16 protein-coding genes are annotated in these 14,934 nt (G+C 67.7%); 10 read left to right on the forward strand and 6 right to left on the reverse strand.

Annotation, left to right across the window (positions count from 1 at the left end):
- Positions 1-12 precede the first annotated feature (12 nt).
- From mftE to mftG, 3 genes are read left to right on the forward strand one after another with little or no spacing between them, the layout of a single operon-like run.
- On the forward strand, positions 13-756 hold the full coding sequence (gene mftE, locus K0O64_RS05095; protein ID WP_071947487.1) for a mycofactocin biosynthesis peptidyl-dipeptidase MftE: 744 nt from the start codon (positions 13-15) through the stop codon (positions 754-756).
- Positions 753-2,165, forward strand: a complete 1,413-nt coding sequence (gene mftF, locus K0O64_RS05100; RefSeq protein WP_071947486.1) for a mycofactocin biosynthesis glycosyltransferase MftF — start codon at positions 753-755, stop codon at positions 2,163-2,165. The genes mftE and mftF overlap by 4 nt, the downstream gene beginning before the upstream one ends.
- A 4-nt stretch (positions 2,166-2,169) precedes the next feature.
- Positions 2,170-3,612 carry a mycofactocin dehydrogenase MftG gene (mftG, locus tag K0O64_RS05105; RefSeq protein ID WP_220046177.1) on the forward strand — a complete coding sequence of 481 codons (1,443 nt, stop codon included), beginning with the start codon at positions 2,170-2,172 and terminating at the stop codon, positions 3,610-3,612.
- On the opposite strand, the gene K0O64_RS05110 is transcribed toward mftG, so the two are convergent.
- Complete coding sequence (locus tag K0O64_RS05110; protein WP_220046178.1) at positions 3,505-5,169, reverse strand: MFS transporter; 1,665 nt, start codon at positions 5,167-5,169, stop codon at positions 3,505-3,507. The genes mftG and K0O64_RS05110 overlap by 108 nt on opposite strands.
- Positions 5,170-5,262: 93 nt before the next feature.
- Here K0O64_RS05110 and K0O64_RS05115 point away from each other — a divergent pair, with 93 nt between their 5' ends.
- The gene (locus tag K0O64_RS05115; protein ID WP_071947484.1) at positions 5,263-5,913 is read left to right on the forward strand and encodes a TetR/AcrR family transcriptional regulator; all 651 of its coding nucleotides are present in this window, start codon (positions 5,263-5,265) and stop codon (positions 5,911-5,913) included.
- Here K0O64_RS05115 and K0O64_RS05120 read toward each other — a convergent pair.
- Positions 5,879-7,129 carry a cytochrome P450 gene (locus K0O64_RS05120; protein ID WP_096310188.1) on the reverse strand — a complete coding sequence of 417 codons (1,251 nt, stop codon included), beginning with the start codon at positions 7,127-7,129 and terminating at the stop codon, positions 5,879-5,881. The genes K0O64_RS05115 and K0O64_RS05120 overlap by 35 nt on opposite strands.
- A gap of 177 nt (positions 7,130-7,306) precedes the next feature.
- Between K0O64_RS05120 and K0O64_RS05125 the strand changes: the two genes are divergently transcribed.
- Positions 7,307-8,893, forward strand: coding sequence for a carboxylesterase/lipase family protein (locus tag K0O64_RS05125; RefSeq protein WP_071947482.1), 1,587 nt, complete (start codon positions 7,307-7,309; stop codon positions 8,891-8,893).
- Here the strand turns inward: K0O64_RS05125 and K0O64_RS05130 are convergent.
- Genes K0O64_RS05130 through K0O64_RS05145 form a run of 4 tightly spaced genes read right to left on the reverse strand, consistent with a single transcriptional unit; the run spans position 8,890 to position 11,808 of the window.
- The gene (locus K0O64_RS05130; protein WP_071947481.1) at positions 8,890-9,504 is read right to left on the reverse strand and encodes a TetR family transcriptional regulator; all 615 of its coding nucleotides are present in this window, start codon (positions 9,502-9,504) and stop codon (positions 8,890-8,892) included. The genes K0O64_RS05125 and K0O64_RS05130 overlap by 4 nt on opposite strands.
- Complete coding sequence (locus K0O64_RS05135; protein ID WP_225933632.1) at positions 9,501-10,289, reverse strand: SDR family NAD(P)-dependent oxidoreductase; 789 nt, start codon at positions 10,287-10,289, stop codon at positions 9,501-9,503. Before K0O64_RS05135 ends, K0O64_RS05130 begins: the two co-directional genes overlap by 4 nt.
- Complete coding sequence (locus K0O64_RS05140; protein ID WP_269147156.1) at positions 10,273-10,743, reverse strand: VOC family protein; 471 nt, start codon at positions 10,741-10,743, stop codon at positions 10,273-10,275. Before K0O64_RS05140 ends, K0O64_RS05135 begins: the two co-directional genes overlap by 17 nt.
- Positions 10,744-10,746: 3 nt before the next feature.
- Complete coding sequence (locus K0O64_RS05145; protein ID WP_071947478.1) at positions 10,747-11,808, reverse strand: NAD(P)H-dependent amine dehydrogenase family protein; 1,062 nt, start codon at positions 11,806-11,808, stop codon at positions 10,747-10,749.
- 115 nt (positions 11,809-11,923) lie between these two features.
- Here K0O64_RS05145 and K0O64_RS05150 point away from each other — a divergent pair, with 115 nt between their 5' ends.
- The 5 genes from K0O64_RS05150 (at position 11,924) to rplW (ending at position 14,919) form a co-directional block, all read left to right on the forward strand.
- Complete coding sequence (locus tag K0O64_RS05150) at positions 11,924-12,607, forward strand: hypothetical protein (protein WP_071947477.1); 684 nt, start codon at positions 11,924-11,926, stop codon at positions 12,605-12,607.
- A 387-nt stretch (positions 12,608-12,994) separates the two neighbouring features.
- On the forward strand, positions 12,995-13,300 hold the full coding sequence (gene rpsJ, locus K0O64_RS05155) for a 30S ribosomal protein S10 (protein ID WP_003883485.1): 306 nt from the start codon (positions 12,995-12,997) through the stop codon (positions 13,298-13,300).
- Between the two features lie 19 nt (positions 13,301-13,319).
- Positions 13,320-13,973: a 50S ribosomal protein L3 gene (gene rplC / locus K0O64_RS05160; RefSeq protein WP_071947476.1), complete on the forward strand. Its 654-nt coding sequence runs from the start codon at positions 13,320-13,322 to the stop codon at positions 13,971-13,973.
- Entirely contained in the window at positions 13,970-14,617 is a 648-nt protein-coding gene (rplD, locus tag K0O64_RS05165) for a 50S ribosomal protein L4 (RefSeq protein ID WP_071947475.1), read from the forward strand. The genes rplC and rplD overlap by 4 nt, the downstream gene beginning before the upstream one ends.
- A complete protein-coding gene (gene rplW / locus K0O64_RS05170; RefSeq protein ID WP_047329104.1) occupies positions 14,617-14,919 on the forward strand; it encodes a 50S ribosomal protein L23 in 303 nt (100 codons plus the stop codon). Before rplD ends, rplW begins: the two co-directional genes overlap by 1 nt.
- Positions 14,920-14,934 lie beyond the last annotated feature (15 nt).

Below are 14,934 nucleotides of genomic sequence, written 5' to 3' on the forward strand. Positions count from 1 at the left end.
GGCGCACGGCAGGTGAATTCGGCCTACCATCGGCGCGTGGCTTTCCGGAGCGAGCTGGGCAACTCGACATCGAGGCAGCTTCGCGATACCTGGCCCACGATCTTGATCCCGGTCGGTTCGACGGAGCAGCACGGTCCGCACCTGCCGCTGGACACCGACACCCGCATCGCCACCGCGGTCGCCCGGACCGCGACCGAGGACCTCAACGGTCCGCATCACGATCAGTATCTGCTCGCGCCTGCGATCGCCTACGGCGCTTCCGGCGAGCACGAGGGCTTCGCCGGGACGGTCTCGATCGGCACCGAGGCGCTGACGACCCTGCTGGTCGAATACGGCCGGTCGGCCTGCGGCTGGGCGCGGCGGCTCGTCTTCGTCAACGGCCACGGCGGCAACCTGGAGGCGATGCGTTCGGCCGTGCGACTGTTGCGGTCCGAGGGCCGCGACGCCGCCTGGTGCCCGTGCCTCGCCGAGGGCGGCGACGCCCACGCCGGCCATACGGAAACGTCTGTATTGCTACATATTTCACCGGCGGATGTCGACACCGACGCCTGGTGTAGCGGGAACAGGGCACCACTGGCTACCCTTTTGCCGCAGATGCGTCACGGGGGGGTGGCTGCGGTGAGTGAGGTGGGCGTGTTGGGTGACCCGACGACGGCGACCCCGGTCGAGGGTGAGCGCATCTTCGAGGAGATGGTCGCCGACTGTTCGCGACGTATCGGCCGGTGGCGCCCGGCCGATGACGGGATGTTGATATGACCCAGCCGCGGTTGCCCGACGGCTTCGCGGTACAGGTCGACCGTCGCGTGCGCACCCTCGCCGAGGGCTCGGCCCTGCTCGGTGGTTCACCGACCCGGCTGCTGCGCCTGGCGCCGTCGGCCCAGACGCTGCTCGACGGCGGTCGACTCGAGGTACGCGACGCGGTGAGCGCCCAGCTGGCCCGCACGCTGCTCGACGCCACGGTGGCCCACCCGCGACCGGCCGGCGGCCCATCACACCGCGATGTCACGATCGTCATCCCGGTGCGCGACAACCCATTTGGACTCTATCGTCTGGTCATGTCGCTGCGCGGCATGCGGGTGGTGGTGGTCGACGACGGCTCGCAAACCCCTGTTGCGCCCGACGACTTCGCCGGCGCCCGCTGTGAGGTCGAAGTGCTGCGCCACCCGCGCAGCAAAGGCCCCGCGGCCGCCCGCAACACCGGACTGGCTGCCTGCACAACGGATTTCGTCGCCTTCCTGGACTCCGACGTGGTGCCGCGGCGCGGCTGGCTGGAGGCCCTGCTTGGTCACTTCTGCGACCCCGCGGTGGCGTTGGTCGCGCCCCGGATCGTCGGGCTCGGCCACAGCGATCAGTTGGTCGCCCGGTACGAGGCGGTGCGCTCATCGCTGGACCTCGGCGAGCGGGAGGCGCCGGTGGTGCCCTACGGCCCGGTGTCCTACGTGCCCAGCGCGGCGATCATCGGAAGGCGCTCGGCACTGCTCGAGGTGGGTGGCTTCGACGAGACGCTGCCGTCGGGTGAGGACGTCGACCTGTGCTGGCGGCTCATCGAATCGGGCTCCCGGCTGCGCTACGAGCCGATCGCCCTGGTGGCTCACGAGCACCGCACCCAGATGCGGGAGTGGCTGGGCCGCAAGGCATTCTATGGCAGCTCGGCCGCTCCGCTCTCGATCCGCCATCCGGACAAGACGGCGCCGGTGGTGATCTCGGCGTGGAGCCTGCTGGTGTGGTTGCTGATGGCGCTGGGCTCGGTGTCCGGTTATCTGGCCTCGCTGGTGTTCGCCGGGGTCAGCACCCGGCGCACGGCCAAAGCCATGCAGAACACCGACGCCGGGATCTCCGACGTGGTGCTGCTGGCCCTGCGCGGCATCGGTGCCGCCGCGCTGCAACTGTCGGCGGCGGTCTGCCGGCACTACTGGCCGCTGGCCTTGGTGGCGGCCCTGGTGTCCCGGCGGTGCAGGCAGGCGATCCTGGTTGCCGCGGTGCTCGACGGAGTGCAGGACTGGATCCGCCGCAACCGCAGCGCCGACGTCGAGGGCAAGCCGATCGGCCTACTCGCCTACCTGTTGCTCAAACGCCTCGACGACCTCGCCTACGGGGCGGGGCTGTGGACGGGTGTGGTCCGCGAGCGCACGCTGCGGCCGTTGAAGCCGCAGATCAAAACCTGACTTGGTGGTCGACCACATAGCGCACAGCGATGTCCTGATCGTCGGTGCCGGCAGCGCCGGATCCGTGCTGGCCGAACGTGTCTCGGCGGACCCGGCGTGCCGGGTCACGGTCGTGGAAGCCGGCCTCGGGCCCGACGAGCCGGGAGTCCGAGAGCTCACCCGCAACGGCCTGCAGTTGCCGATCGGCGCTGCGAGTCCGCTTGCCCAGCGCTATCGCGCGCAGCTGACCGACGAGCCACCCCGCGGCGCCGACCTGGTACGCGGTCTGACCGTGGGGGGCTCCGGCGCAGTCAACGGCGGTTACTTCTGCCGGGCCCTGCCCATCGACTTCGACGGGCCGGGCGTGCCCGGTTGGTCGTGGGACGAGGTCGTCCCGCACTACCGAGCCATCCAGACCGACCTCGATTTTCCCGACCGCGCCGACGGTGGTCCCATCGCGATCCGCCGCACACATGAACTCGTCGGCAGCACAGCAGCTTTCGTCGACGCCGCCCAGGCCTTCGGTCTGCCCTGGTTACCCGACCTCAACGCGGAGCCGACCGGGGATAACGCACCGCCCGGGATCGGGGCGGTGCCGCTGAACATCGTCGACGGGGTACGCAGCGGGCCGGGTGCGGCCTTCCTGGAACCGGCCATGCCCCGGCCGAACCTGACCGTGCTGCCGCGCACCCGCGTCCTGCGGCTGCGGTTGTCCGGCGGCCGGGTGGTCGGCGTCGAGACCGCGGGTCCGAACGGGCCGGCCGTTCAGGAGGCCGACCGGGTCGTGGTGTCGGCGGGCGCCATCGGATCGGCGCACCTGCTGATGCTGTCCGGAATCGGGCCGGCCGCAGCGCTGGGCGGGCTCGGCATCACGGTAGCGGCCGACCTTCCGGTAGGGCAGCGGACCTGGGACCACCCGGAGTGGGTGCTGCCGACCACGTGGACCGTCGTCCCGCAGCGGCCGGTGCTCGAGGTGGTGCTGGTGGCCGATGGCGTCGAGATCCGGCCCTATACGGGCGGTTTCATCGCGATGGTTGGTGACGGCACCTTGGGCCGCCCGGACTGGCCGCATCTCGGGGTGGCATTGATGGCGCCGCGTACGCACGGCCGTGTTTCGTTGGTGTCGGGCGATCCCATGGTGGCTCCGTGGATCGAACACCACTACGACAGCGCCGCCGAGGATGTGGCCGCATTGCGGAGCGGGTGTGAGTATGCCGCCGAGATGCTCGGAACGACAACGCAACTCGGCGAGCCGATGTGGTCGACCTCCCAGCATCTGTGCGGCACCGCCCCGATGGGTGTCGACAGCGATGAACATGCGGTCGTCGACCCGCGATGCCGAGTGCGGGGAATCGACAACCTATGGGTGGTCGACGGCTCGGTGCTTCCCCGCATCACCGGCCGCGGCCCCCACGCGACCATCGCGATGATCGGACACCGGGCGGCCGAATTCGTCTCGGCGGGTTAGGTTTCGCACCAGACGCAGTTGGCGGCCGTCACGGCCTGGCGCCCACAGACCGATCAGCACAGCCGCTATCGCGACGAGGATCGAGAGCACGGTGATGGAACTCTGCATCGCGTGCAGGAATGCCGACTTACTGATGTCGGCCAGTTGCGCGCCCGCCGGGCCCAGCCGGGTGGACACCGCCAGCGCCTCGGCCAGTGACCCTCCTGCGGCGTCTCGCACCGGAGGCGGGAATGCCGCCAGTTGGTCGCCGAGGCGGTGGGTGTACTGCCCGGCCAATATCGAGCCGGCCAGGGCGATGCCCAGCGCGGCGCCGACTTCCCGGACGGTGTCGTTGACGGCCGAGGCCACCCCCTGCTTGTCGTCGGGTGCGGCGTTCATGATCGCCGATGTGGTCGGCGCGGTGCACAGCCCGATTCCGGTGGCGAGCACCAGCAGCGGCCAGGCCAAGCCGAGGTAGGACGAATCGACGCGCAGCGTCAGCAGGCAGACGAACCCGGCCGCGATGAACAGCAGCCCGGAGAAAATGACCACGCGCAGACCCAGTCGGGGCAGATACCAGGACGACGTCACCGACAGCACCGCCATCGGCAACATCAACGGGGTGAAGGCCATTGCGGTCTGCAGCGCCGAATAGCCCAGGATCAGCTGCGTGTATTGCATGACCAGGTACATGAACCCGAAGTTGGCCAGGAAGAACACCGCGATGGCGGCTGCCCCGGTGGCGAAATCGGCTCGGCGGAAAAGAGATACGTCCAGCAAGGGGTGACGTCGCCGAACCTCGAACACACCGAAGGCCACCGCCAGCACGACACCCGCGCACAGGCAGCCGATCACCAGCGGATCCGCCCAGCCGCGTTGCGGCGCTTCGACGATGCCGAATACGAACACCGCGACGGCCCCGCCGATCAGCGCGGCGCCGGGCCAGTCCACCGCAGGGGCATCGGCGTCGCGCGAATCGCTGACCGTCCAGGTGAGTATGAACAGCAGCACACCGGCACCGGCCAGCGCCCAGAAGATCGATTGCCACGGCCAAAAGCGCAGCAGCAGGCCAGAACCCAGCATTCCGAGGACCGCGCCGCAGCCCGCGACTCCCGCCCAGATGCCGACGGCCTTGGTGCGTTCCGATTTCGGATATACCACCGTCAGCAGCGACAGGGTGGCCGGCATGACGAACGCGGCTCCGGCGCCGGCGACAGCGCGGGCGGCGATGATCTGGATCGGCGAGTCGAAGAAGAGTGGAGCCAACGAGGCCAGCGCGAAGATCGACAGGCCGATCAGCAGTGCGCCGCGTCGGCCGTATCGATCGCCGAGGGCCCCGGCCGGGAGGAGCAGGCAGGCCAGCACCAAGGTGTAGCTGTCGACTACCCAGGTCAACTGCGACTGGGTGGCTGAGGTCGTGACCGCGATGTCGCCCAGCGCGGTGTTGAGGGCGATCATCGAGGAAATCACCAGCGCCACACCCAGGCAGGCGACGGTCAAAGTCCACGTCCGCTGCAGAGTCGAGACGTCACGCAGCCGGGTATCGGTACCCTTGTCGGGCCGGATCAAGGTGTCCACGCAGGGGCCTTCCTTCGGTCGCAGGTCCTGTTTGGGACTATCCGTCTCGAAAAGTTTGAAACGTGCGAAGCGTCACCGGAGGAGATTCAGGACATGGCAAGCCGGCGTAGCGACCCCAGACCTGCGCGTTCGCGCGCGCGGTTATTGGACGCCGCAACGGCATTGCTGCGCAGCGGCGGACCGAGCGCGGTAACTGTCGATGCCGTCACTCGCGGTGCCAACGTCGCCAGGGCCACCCTGTACCGGCATTTCCCAAGTGGCAACGATCTGCTGGCCGCCGCCTTTCACAGCCTCATTCCGCCCGCGCCGATGCCGCCGGAAACCGGCACGCTGCGGGAGCGCCTGCTGGCGTTGATGCACGCGCAAGCCGACCTCATCTCGGGAACCCCGGCCCTGCTGTCGGCGACCTATTGGCTGGCGCTGGGCCCGGACATGGAGCACATGCCCGAACGGGGCGGCAGCTCCGACAGCCCCGAGGTGCGCACGCTGCGCGAGCGAGTCGCCCAGCAGTACGGCGCACCGTTCGACGCGATCTTCGACAGCCCCGACGCGCAACGCGAGCTCGGCGAGGTCGACCGGGCGCAAGCCATCATGCTGCTGATCGGTCCGTTGGTGGCCGGTCGGATCAGCACGTTGGCCGACTTCGACTACCGCGAATGCGCGCGCGCCGCGGTGGACGGTTTTCTGGCCGTCCACCGGACCCGCGAAATCACTTCAGCGAGTAGCGAATCGGCAGGCGTTTGAGACCACCGACGAAGGTGGTGGCCATCAGCTCGGGCTCGCCGGCGAGTTCGATGGACTTGATGCGCGGGACGAGTTCGGTGAAGAAGCTGTTCATCTCCATCCGGGCCAGCGCCGCGCCCAGGCAGAAGTGCACCCCGTAGCCGAAGGACAGGTGCTTGTTGGGATCGCGCGCGACGTCGAAGCGCATCGGGTCGTCGAAGACGTCTTCGTCGCGGTTGGCCGAAACATAGGACAGCAGAACGGCTTCGCCCTTGGCGATGGGGACGCCGCGGACTTCGGTGTCGGCTTGGGCGGTACGCATGAACTCCTTGACCGGAACCACGCAGCGGATCATCTCCTCGACCGCGGTGCCCATCAGGCCGGGATCGTTCTGCAGCCGCTGCAATTCGCCAGGGTTGCGGATCAGCTCCAGTAGCCCGCCGGCGATGCCGGCACTGGTGGTGTCGTGGCCGGCGCTGGCGACGATCACGTAATAGGACGCGGTGTCCATGTCGGACAGCGGCTCTCCGTTGATCGTGGCGTTGGCGATCGCCGAGCTGAGGTCCTCGGTGGGCGTTTCGCGGCGCGAGGCGGTCAACGCATTGAAGTAGTTGAAGAAGTCCAGCAGCACTGCGAGCATGTCGTCGGTCGAGCCGCCGCGCTGGAACTCCTGGTCGTCACCGCCGAACATCTCCTGGGTGAGCTTGAGCATGCGGGGGAAGTCCGACTCCGGCAGACCCAGCAGCGTCAGGATGATGTAGAGCGGATAGTTGACCGCGATCTCTTGGACGAAATCCAGCTCGGGACCTTGCTCGAGCATCTTGTCGACGTAGATCTTGGCCAGCTCGTCGCAGCGAGCCTTCAAGGCGCGCATGGCTTTCGGACGGAACCAGTCGGCGCCGATCTTGCGCATGTCGCGGTGCAGCGGGTCGTCCATGTGGATCAGCGTCCGCAGGCCGATCCCGGCTTCCAGTTGTGCGCGCAGCACGTCGTCGGCTTCGGCGATCGCGAGCAGCGGGCGCGGATCGTTGGTGAACAGGTCGTTCTGCCGCTCGATGTCCATGATGTCGGCGTGCTTGGTGATCGCCCAGAACGGCCGGTATCCCTCGGCCTCGACCCACGACACCGGAGCATGCGCACGCAGATGAGCAAGCGATTCGTGCATCCGCTTCTCGTCTGTGTAGCCCATCGGACTGGCCAGCACCCGGGCCGCCTTGTCCATGATCCGTGGGGTCATCGGGTCTCCTTGCTCACTCAATCCAGAAACTTGACGGGTGTCAGGTTCCTAGTTTGGCGGCGATTCTGCCAGGTCGCAGGCAATTGGTGCGAATTGGCAGGTCATGCTCGGCCGAGCCGCCGCGTAGGCTCGGTTCTCGTGCGAGACCGATCGAGGAGCCGAGCACGTCGGCGCGCGATGGTGCTGCTGCTGACCTTGGTGACAGTCGTCGCGTGTTCGCGCAGCAACACCGAATCGCACCCGCGGACCGCCGCGGTGGCCGAGCCGGAGCCGGCGGTGGTGCAGACCGCGGGCGGTGCGGTCCGCGGTGTGGTCGCCCCGGGGTATCGGGTCTTCGACGGCATCCCCTATGGGGCCGCGCCGGTCGGGGCGCAGCGCTGGCAGCCGCCGCAACCAGCCCCACCGTGGCAGGGCGTGCGCGACGCCACGAAGCCGGGTCTGCGCTGCATCCAGGACACCACCAACGACCCCGACTACGGGCGTCCCACCGGCGAGGACTGCCTGAACCTCAATGTCTGGACACCCGACGGCGCGAGCCCGTCCCACCCGAAGCCGGTGATGGTGTGGATTCATGGCGGCGGATTCCTCAACGGCAGCGCCGACATCTATGACGCGCGGTGGCTGGCGACCCAGGGCGACATCGTCGTCGTCACCGTCAACTACCGGCTCGGCACTCTCGGGTTCCTGGCGCATCCGGCGCTGAGTCCCGACGGCGACATCGGCAACTACGGTCTGGCCGATCAGCAGGCTGCGCTGCGATGGGTGCGCGACAACATCACCGAATTCGGCGGTGATGCAACGAAAGTCACGATCGCCGGGGAGTCGGCCGGCGCGATGTCGGTGTGCGATCACCTGGTCGCGCCCGAGTCGGCCGGGCTGTTCCGCGCCGCAATCATGCAGAGCGGGCCATGCGAGGCACAAGCGGACCGGGCCACCGGCCAGCAGGTGAGCACTGACTACGCGACCACCGCCGGTTGCACCGACCCCGCCGCGGTCGCCGCCTGCCTGCGAGCACTGCCGACCGAGACCCTGCAGCGGGCGCCGCTGTATGTCGGATTCGGGCCCGACAAGCTGACCGGCCCGGTCACCGGGACCGACCGCTTACCGGCCGACCCGATGACCGCCATCGCCTCGAACCGGGTGCCCCGACTGCCCGTGCTGGTCGGCAGCAACGGCGACGAATTCGCGATGTTCGCCGCGATCCAATACCTCAAGGACGGGCGGTTGCCGCCATATCCGGAACTGATCGCGAAGACGTTCGGCCCGGATGCCGCCGCGGTTGCCGAGCACTATCCGCTCGACCGGTATGGGGGGAGTGAGGGGCTGGCCTATTCGGCGGCGGTCACCGATAGCGTATTCGCCTGTCCGGCAGACAGAATCGCGTCCGGCCTGGCGCACACCGGGCCGGTGTACGCCTACGAGTTCAATGATCGCACGGCGCCGGCTCCCGATCCGCTGCGCGCGGCCCCCTTCCCGGTCGGCGCCAGCCACTCGCTCGAGTTACGGTATCTGTTCGACGTCGGTGGCGCGCGGCCGTTGGATCCGGCGCAGCGCATGCTCTCCGACCAGATGGTGGCCTACTGGAGCCAGTTCGTGAAGACCGGTACGCCGGAGGTGACGGGGCTGCCCGATTGGCCGCAGTTCGGGGCCGACGGAGCCGCCGGGAAGCGGATGTCGCTGCAGACCGGGGAATCGACGATCACCACCGACTTCAGCGCTCGGCATCAATGCCCGTTCTGGGCCGGTATGAAGGGCGCGCGCTAGCCGCTCCAGCGCGGGTGGGCGACCACCGCCAGCGCCTCCGCCACGTCCGACGCCAACGGCCGGCTCCGCACTCCATGATTCTTGACCCACCGCTGGAACGCGAAATCGGCTGCGGCGAAGGATAGTTGGACCAGCAATCCGGGGCGGGCGTCATCGGTCGGGTCGGCGTTCATCCGCGCGGCGACGAGCTCGACCATCTGGTCGCGGTCGGCGGTGGACAGCAGGGTCGCGCGGTCGAGCAACTCAGGTGCGGTCAGGATCGCTGCCCGCCAATTCTCCAGATCGACATCGTCGAATGACTCGACGCGGCTGACGATTGCGGCGGCCAACGCGGCGTCGGGCGCCTCGTCGGGCGGGCGGCGCATGAGCAGCGAGGCGATCGCGGCGTTCCCGCGCTGCACCGCCCCGAGGAGCAGGTCCTCCTTGGCGGCCACATGACGGAAGAACGTTCGCGGTGACACCGATGCCTCGGCGGCGATGTCGTCGGTGGTGACATTGCCGAATCCCCGTGCGGCGAAAAGTCGGTACGCCGCGGCGTGGATGTCGGCGCGCACCTGCGCCCGCTGCCGGTCCCGCAGGGTCGGCGGCCGCTGCGCGGGCGGGCTGGTCACCGGAACGTTCCCATCCCACCGTCGATGTTGATGGTCTGGGCCGTCATGTACGACGCGTCGGGGCTGACCAGGAATGCCACCACCGCGCCGATGTCGGCGTGGGTGTCGCCGATGCGGCGCAAGGGGACACCCTTGACGATCTTATTGTAGACGTCGGGAAAGGATTCGCTCCAGCCCGCGACGCCGGCGGAGTTGGCGAACGGGCACACCACGTTCACCCGGATGTTGTCGACACCCCATTCCAGCGCAGCCACTTTCGACATGCCGCGGATGGCCTCCTTGGCGCCGGCGTAGGCCCCGAATGACTTCTGGCCGCCGGTGCCGCTGCCGGACCCGAAGTTCACGATCGACCCGCCGCCGCCGGCCTTGAGCACCGGGTAGGCGGCCTGCATGAGGAAGAAGGTGGCCCGGGGGCCGATGTCGAACACGAGGTCGTAGTCGGCCATGGTGATGTCGGTGAATGGTTTGGGTTCGTCGGTGGCGATGGCGTTGTTGATCAAAGCGTCGATGCCGCCCAGTCTTTCGACCGCGACGTCGATGATGTGTTGATAGCTGGAGTGGTCGCACAGGTCGGCGACCAGCGGCACCGCGTGATGGTCATCGGCGAGGGATCCCGCGACACCGATCACCCCGGGGTCACGGTCGACCAGCAAGACCGACGCACCGCGTTCGAGCAGTGCTGCGGTGATTCCCCGGCCCACTCCGCGGGCGGCTCCCGTCACGATCACCCGGTGGCCGCTCAGGGAGTTCGGATGCCAATAGGTTGTCTCAGCGCTGGGCGCCACGGTGCAGCTCCTCCGATGTTCTTGCGGTGCCGGGGAATTCGATGAATTCCACCGCGGTGCCGTCGGGATCCTTAACGAAGAACATCCGGACATCGGCGATCTCGAATGGGGCCTGGTCCGGCTGATAGCCGGCCGCCTGCACACGCCGGTACGTGTCGTCGAGGTCGGTGACCGACAGCGAGATGTTCTGATTGCCGACGAAAGACCGCCTGGCCGGACGGCTGTCGGGGCCGAGCGACAGCAGCTCGACCATCACTCCGCCGATCACGCCGCCGACCGCCCGGCCCTGGTTCCCGTCACCGCCGCCGAGCGCGTGGTCGAACGATTCACCTGTCAGGGTCTGATCGAACACCACATCCATCCCGAGCAGCCCACGGTAGAACTCCAGCGCCCGATCCATGTCGCTGACACCGACCACGAGATGGGAAAACCGAAGATCGCCAAGGCTTTCCACTTCTCAGCCAGCCAGGTGCGGCGCGGCCCGGCCGGCGATCAGCGGAAGGTCGAGATAGGTCTTGATCCCGGGGCCGGCTTCGCAGACATAGGGGATGGCGCTGATGCAATGGTTGGCGGTTGCCACCACCCCCGGATTGCGTTTGAGCCCCTCTTCGACCGTCTCCGGTTGCAGCCCTTTGAAAGTCAGTGACACGTCGGGATCGCCGGTGATCTCCACCTCGAAGCGCTCGCCCTTTTCGCCGAGCGTCCAGGGCGGGTCCAGCTCCACCTCGCACATCAGCCAGTTGACCGCGGCGGTTACCACCGGTTGGTCATCGACGATGGCCTCCCAGCGGAACCGGCGTGCGGCCACGGTGCCTGCCTCCATCGGCACCACGAGCTCGTCGGTACCGGTGACGGCGACCGCCACCTCCTGGGTGGACCGGATGCGGGGTTCCGCGCGGAAACCCAATTGGTCGGCGACCATGCGGACCGACTGTTTGAAACCGGCCTCCAGCAGGGCGGCGATCGGCCCGCTCATCGCCTGCTCCGGAGTGAGTCCGAAGCCCATCACCTCCCGAACCACCAGCGGCGCGTTGTAGGTGCGGATGTCGGAGAACTCCTCGGCCCGCACATGCGTGATCGCCGAACTGAGCGAGGAGATCATCAGCGGAAAGCGTTCGGTGATCCCGCCCGGATGGATACCGGAACCGTGCAGTGTGGCGTTGCCGGCGGCGCACGCCTCCTCGAGGGCCTGCACACCCGGGTTCTGCCGGTCCGGGTAGACCCAGCCGACCGGAGTCACCACATTCTTGCCCGAGCGCAGGATCCTGGCGACGACATCGTCGTCGGGCAGCAGCGGGGAGTACATGACGCAGTCGGCGTCCATCGCGAGCAGTTCGTCGATATCGGTCGTGGCCGCCACCCCGATTGGGGCTTCGCCGATCACGTCGCCGACGTCGCGGCCGTGCTTGTCGGCGCTGTGAACCCAGCAGCCGACGAGTTCGAGTTCGGGGTGACGCAGCACATCCTGGATTGCCGCCTTGCCCACACCGCCGGTTGCCCACTGAATGACGCGATACATGGCGGCATCCTATGTCGATATGGCAGTCACTGTCACCAAAATGGATGGCAGATATGCCCAAGCGCTGCCGGTTCCCGTCGTATCGTCCGGCTAGGAACTAGCTGCGGGGGCAGAGATGAAGGACGCGCACTGGAACGTTTCGGGTGGCATCGCGGGGATCGCGTATGTCGTGGCCTCCGCCATCGCGGCGAGTCTGAACGGCAAACCCCCCGCCTGGGATTCGAGCAACAAGGAAATCCAGACCTTCTTCATCGAGCACCGCGACACGGTGATCGCGCAGGGCTGGCTCTACGCTCTGGCCACCTCGCTGATCCTCTGGTTCGCCGTCGTCGTGCGGCGGGTCCTCTACACAGCGTCCGGCGGCAAGCACCTGGGCGATCTGTTCCTGGTATCGACCGCCGCCGTGGCTGCGCTGTCGTTCGTCTCGATGTCCATCCGCATCGTCACCGCTGCGGCGGCCGACCAGTTGTCGGCCTCTGCGGTGCGCGCGGTCGGCTATGACTTCAGCCTGGCCCTGCTCTCGTTGGAGGGCTTCATCGTCGCGGCCGCAGCGCTGGTCTATGCGGCCTGTGTACTTCCCGAACCGGTATTTCCGCGGTGGACGGCCTGGCTGGCGATCGTCGCCGCGGTGATCAACCTGGCGGGGACGACGAGCGTGTTCTTCCGCACCGGCGTCTTTTCCATCGAGGGCAACCTGCTCACCACGTGGTTGCCGGGGCTGTTCACCGCGGTGTGGTACCTCGGTGTCTCGGTAGCCTTGTTCCGCACCCGCAACCCCGTTGAGCAGCCGCTCGGGTAGCGGCGCGCTGGTTTCACGGCCTGCGCCGCGGGCGGTCTTCACCCCGCTGAGCAGGCAGAGCAGGGATTTGGATCGCGCCCAGATCTAGGGCATACTGTTCGGGTTGCCTTGAGCCGGGTTCGCCCCCATACGGGAGCGTGCCGCCCAAGGTTAACGACCGGCGCCCGTACGGGCGCGTCCGGTCCCCACCTCGGAGCGCGACAGAGATCAATCGCGTCTCGGGGCCTGCGTGAGGGCGACACACCCGACCGCGGGGGTCGGAGCACCAGAGACAGGTAAAGAGCGGCGGCGACAGCCAGCGCTGTAACTCCGGCAATAGCCGGCGTGCTAGCGCAAAGACCACCGTGTCCCTCTGTGGGACCAAGCAGGAATGAAGGTAGGAGAAGCGTGGCGGGACAAAAGATCCGCATCAGGCTCAAGGCCTACGACCACGAGGCCATTGATGCCTCGGCGCGCAAGATCGTGGAGACGGTCACCCGTACCGGTGCGAGCGTGGTTGGTCCGGTGCCGCTGCCGACGGAAAAGAACGTGTACTGCGTCATCCGCTCCCCGCATAAGTACAAGGACTCGCGGGAGCACTTCGAGATGCGCACGCACAAGCGACTCATCGACATCCTCGACCCGACGCCGAAGACCGTTGACGCACTCATGCGCATCGATCTGCCGGCGAGCGTCGACGTGAACATCCAGTAGTAGGGGAGTCGACGAACAAATGGCACGAAAAGGCATTCTGGGCACCAAGCTGGGCATGACCCAGGTGTTCGACGAAAACAACCGGGTCGTCCCCGTCACGGTCGTCAAGGCCGGACCCAACGTGGTCACCCGCATCCGCACGCCCGAGCGTGACGGCTACAGCGCCGTTCAGCTCGCCTACGGCGAGATCAGCCCGCGCAAGGTGAACAAGCCGGTCACCGGTCAGTACGCCGCCGCCGGGGTGAACCCGCGCCGGCACCTCGCCGAGCTGCGGCTGGACGACGAGGCCGCGGCCGCCGAGTACGAGGTCGGCCAGGAGCTGACGGCGGAGATCTTCGCCGACGGCGCCTACGTCGATGTCACCGGCACGTCCAAGGGCAAGGGCTTCGCGGGCACGATGAAGCGCCACGGCTTCCGCGGCCAGGGCGCCAGCCACGGCGCCCAGGCGGTGCACCGCCGGCCGGGCTCGATCGGTGGCTGCGCCACCCCGGGCCGCGTCTTCAAGGGCACCCGGATGTCGGGCCGCATGGGTAACGACCGCGTCACCACACAGAACCTGGTGGTGCACAAGGTCGATGCCGAGAACGGCGTGCTGCTGATCAAGGGCGCGGTTCCCGGGCGCACCGGCGGGCTCGTGATGGTTCGCACGGCAGTCAAACGAGGTGAGAAGTGACTCTGAAGATTGACGTTCGCACTCCGAACGGCAAGAAGGACGGCACGGTGGAACTGCCGGCTGACCTTTTTGATGTGGAACCCAACATCGCGCTGATGCACCAGGTGGTGACCGCGCAGCTGGCCGCCAAGCGGCAGGGCACGCACGCCACTAAGACGCGCGCCCAGGTTTCCGGCGGTGGCAAGAAGCCGTACCGGCAGAAGGGCACCGGTCGCGCCCGCCAGGGTTCGACCCGCGCTCCGCAGTTCACCGGCGGTGGCATCGTCCACGGCCCGCAGCCGCGCGACTACAGCGAGCGGACGCCCAAGAAGATGATCCGCGCCGCCCTGCGCAGCGCGCTGTCGGACCGGGCCCGCAACGAGCGGATCCACGCGGTGACCGAGCTGCTCGAAGGGCAGACGCCGTCGACCAAGAGCGCAAAGGCGTTCCTGGGCACGCTGACCGACCGCCGCAAGGTTCTGGTCGTGATCGGCCGCACCGACGAGGTCGGCGCCAAGAGCGTGCGCAATCTGCCTGGCGTGCATGTGATCTCGCCGGATCAGCTCAACACCTACGACGTGCTGAATGCCGACGACGTGGTGTTCTCGGTCGAGGCCCTGAACGCCTACATCGGCGCGAATACCAAAGAAGGAGCGTCGGTCTGATGGCAACGATTACCGACCCCCGCGACATCATCTTGGCCCCGGTCATCTCCGAGAAGTCGTACGGCCTGATCGAGGACAACGTCTACACGTTCATCGTCGCACCCGGCTCGAACAAGACGCAGATCAAGATCGCGATCGAGAAGATCTTCAAGGTGAAGGTCGACTCGGTGAACACCGCCAATCGGCAGGGCAAGCGCAAGCGCACCCGCGCCGGTTACGGACAGCGCAAGAGCACCAAGCGCGCGATAGTGACCCTGGCCGCCGGCAGCAAGCCGATCGACCTCTTCGGAGCTCCCGCCTGATCGGCGGGACTGCAG

Origin of the sequence: Mycolicibacterium pallens (genome assembly GCF_019456675.1) — a bacterium.
GTDB lineage: Bacteria > Actinomycetota > Actinomycetes > Mycobacteriales > Mycobacteriaceae > Mycobacterium > Mycobacterium crocinum.

Coding starts and splice junctions, on each gene's coding strand:
- rplC (WP_071947476.1), top strand. CDS start 13,320: ATGGCACGAAAAGGCATTCTGGGCACCAAGCTGGGCATGACCCAGGTG.
- K0O64_RS05145 (WP_071947478.1), bottom strand. CDS start 11,808: ATGTATCGCGTCATTCAGTGGGCAACCGGCGGTGTGGGCAAGGCGGCA.
- mftF (WP_071947486.1), top strand. CDS start 753: ATGACCCAGCCGCGGTTGCCCGACGGCTTCGCGGTACAGGTCGACCGT.
- K0O64_RS05120 (WP_096310188.1), bottom strand. CDS start 7,129: ATGACCCCACGGATCATGGACAAGGCGGCCCGGGTGCTGGCCAGTCCG.
- K0O64_RS05150 (WP_071947477.1), top strand. CDS start 11,924: ATGAAGGACGCGCACTGGAACGTTTCGGGTGGCATCGCGGGGATCGCG.
- K0O64_RS05115 (WP_071947484.1), top strand. CDS start 5,263: ATGGCAAGCCGGCGTAGCGACCCCAGACCTGCGCGTTCGCGCGCGCGG.
- rplW (WP_047329104.1), top strand. CDS start 14,617: ATGGCAACGATTACCGACCCCCGCGACATCATCTTGGCCCCGGTCATC.
- K0O64_RS05125 (WP_071947482.1), top strand. CDS start 7,307: ATGGTGCTGCTGCTGACCTTGGTGACAGTCGTCGCGTGTTCGCGCAGC.